The sequence below is a fragment of the Herbaspirillum sp. YR522 genome (genome assembly GCF_000282575.1).
Classification (GTDB): domain Bacteria; phylum Pseudomonadota; class Gammaproteobacteria; order Burkholderiales; family Burkholderiaceae_D; genus Herbaspirillum.
The window spans coordinates 1-2,946 of sequence record NZ_AKJA01000143.1 but is presented as its reverse complement, the minus strand read 5'-3'; the positions used below and the strand labels follow the sequence as shown (position 1 = coordinate 2,946).

The following is a 2,946-nucleotide window of genomic DNA, read 5'->3' as shown; positions in this document are numbered from 1 at the left end:
GCGCAAGCGGGCATTTTGTTTTTGTGGAGAGAAGTAAGCCGCCTGCGCGGCTTACGCGGGGGATTCGAAGGGATTCGCTTGCAAGCGAATCCGCGGCCTGCGCAACGTAGGCGAATCCCCCTCTCTTCGCAAAATACCTCTCAGCGATTCTCATGGATCTCACAGGCGAGATCGGGCTCGATGAGTCCAGTACCATCCGGCATTGGGCTACTGAATAGCCGGGCTCTCATAAAATTGTTCGTAAAGCAGCAAAGTGGAGATGCAGTGGATCAAATGATGTGCTGCGTGTCTTGGCGCAGAACCACAAGTTGCACTGCCTATCCTTACCGCAATGAGTCAATCAGGTGATTTGCATCTATTTGGGAATCGCGACCTCAAGGTGATTGAAGAACGTTAGTGGTCAATGTGGCAATAGAGCCGCCTTCGAGCGTTTTTTTACGTCCGCAGGTTTCAAATGAAATATTGGCCTGCGGTCCCGCAATCTGACTGAAATCAGTCCCCGACATGATGTCTACATGGCCAGGCGCAATACCGCGACGGCGACACCGAGGAGAACACCATGATCGAAAGAACGCTCCATCAAGCTCTTGACCCACTCCTGCATATGGCCGGGCACTTCCACGGGATGATCGAATTTCTCGGTCGCGGCATCGGCATCCTTTGATCTGCACTGCCCTCGGGAGAAAACTTTGCGAACCTATTACGCTATGCTTGTTGTTGTCATTTCGTTGACCGTATCCACCGCGGCTCATGCTGGTAACGGTCGTTCCGCGGTCAGCGAGCAGCTCACCGACCTATTTACTGTCTTCAAGTCCTTCAGCCGCTAAATTGCCCGATTGCCGTTCTTCGTCGCGCCACAGCAAGCCGCCTTCGGGCGGCTCTGTCGTCTCGGCCATACTGCTCGCCTGATGGCAGGCAAGATATTGAGCGAGCAGCCGTAGCAGCTTGTCGGTTCTCGATTGCGCGCCTTGTGAATCGAAATCCACAAGGGGCGCGGAGGTTTAATTGTCGCCGTTGGGAACGACGTAGCCGATCGATTTGAGGGTGGAGAGAATGGAAGAGATATTTCCTGGGCCGGAAGTCAGCAGGAAAATAATGAACAATTGCTGATTGATGTTGGGGAATTCGACCTCTTCGTTGTCGTACGCAGTTGCATTGGCTACCGGCTGACCGAGAGGAATCTCCTTTGCGTCAATGCCCGAAATGAAACGATAGCGGGCCGACGCCGTGCCGCCTCCGCCAGCGTTGGTGGAGATGTAGGAGTTGATGCGAGCCTTCAGGCGCAGCGCAATTGGTGGGCACGCCGCGGCGATGCTGAATGGGACTTCGGAACCAGCTGTGTTGCCCCAGGAGCCGACGCTGTATTGCTCGGCTTCACACACGGTGTCGCCGGCGGCAACCGCGCGTCGGATGGCCGATTGATTTGTCCAGTACAGAGCAGTGATAAAAACGGAGTAGGGGTAGCCCGAAATCGCGTTGGGCCCGACCGAGGGTGGGTTGGCGCTGAATACCGCACCCTCAACCCCTTGACCATTCGACACTGCGTAGAGATAGATCCAGCTGCCGGCGGCGAACGCAGCGGCTTGATCGCGACCGTTCAGGGCAGGGCCAGCCAGACCAGCGTCGGCGGTGATCACCGAGGTGTTGTAGGTGGTGACGAGCCTGCCTGTGTTTGGATTGCGGAAAGTGCGGGATGCAGTTGAGAAGTCGAACTTCGTGAGGGGCGTCGTGGCATTGGCCTTCCCAAGCAGTCCGCGAATACCGGAGCGACTTGCGCCATTGAGTTGATCCAGTGTTACCGCGTGTTCCCCGTGCGTAGCAGGGGTGATCTGTTGCGTGCCGCCAGCGCAGTCGGTGAGCAGCCAGCAGAGGGCGCCGGAATTGAGCAAGGGGCTGATATAGGAGGTCAGTGTGACCAAGGCACCTGACGGGATTTCGTCGCCTTGCAAGGAGTGGCCTGCCAAGCCAACAATGGGCGCCGCCGCGAGACCATCGGGAGCGAAAGTGCTCGGACCATCGTTGGTTTTGTCGGCGAAGAACTGCTGCTTCACACCGTTGGTAGTAGGCAGGGCTGCCAGAGGAACACCATTCGCTACGATATAAGCCGTCGTCATATTTTGTCCAATCTTAGTTAGAAATTGGCCGCGAACGAGATTGTTCGAGGCGGTCCAGCAAGCAGCGTGCCACCCGAATGATTGTGTGGAATGCATCGGGCCGAGACCAGTCATAAAAAAGTGTCCCGCATTGCGACAAGTCGCGCGGGTGCTGATGAGCGGAATCGGCAGGCTTCAACTGAAACATCGAAAGCCAGAACTGAAATGAACCAGAAACCGCCCCTCGGCATGATGTCCACATGGCCAGACGCAAACCAGCGACGGCACCCAACAGGAGAACATCATGATCAACCAGGCGATCAACCAAATGCTCAGCGACGTTGCCCATCCTTTCATCCATCTCGCCGGGACCGCACACGGCGTGCTCGAATATTTCGGCCGCAGCTTCGGCGTCCTGTAGGGCCTGTGCGCCAGGAGAAAATCATGCGTATCTATTCGGCTTGTTTCACCGCGGCTGTCACGCTCTTTTCATCCGCCGGGGCCTATGCTGGAACATGCGCTTGCGACGGTCCGCGACCAGCGCTTTGCATGCTTACCGCGCCATATCAGTTGGTCAGGATGTTGATCGAGAAAGTGGCCGGCTGATCTTTACGGCGATGATCTCCGCCGCCTTCGGGCGGCTTTTTTACGTCTTCTGCCGCCATTCATCGACGCACCGTAGATGGCGCAACACATCGGCAAAGTCGACCATCCTTCCAGACTTTTCTCATATTTTATGGATCATCGAATCGATAAGATGGCTGCAAGTGATGACAACAACGGATGCCCAAGCCAAGCAAGTCGAGAGCGTCTTTTGCGAGCCGTCACCATAGAAACCCCATGCGCCTGGCAG

Annotated in this window: 2 protein-coding genes; both read right to left on the bottom strand. The window is 56.3% G+C overall.

Going from position 1 to position 2,946, the window contains the following annotated elements:
- Positions 1–794: 794 nt before the first annotated feature.
- Positions 795–986 carry a hypothetical protein gene (locus PMI40_RS24135; protein ID WP_157221633.1) on the bottom strand — a complete coding sequence of 64 codons (192 nt, stop codon included), beginning with the start codon at positions 984–986 and terminating at the stop codon, positions 795–797.
- A gap of 15 nt (positions 987–1,001) precedes the next feature.
- On the bottom strand, positions 1,002–2,114 hold the full coding sequence (locus PMI40_RS20605; protein ID WP_008119395.1) for a hypothetical protein: 1,113 nt from the start codon (positions 2,112–2,114) through the stop codon (positions 1,002–1,004).
- Between the last annotated feature and the right edge of the window lie 832 nt (positions 2,115–2,946).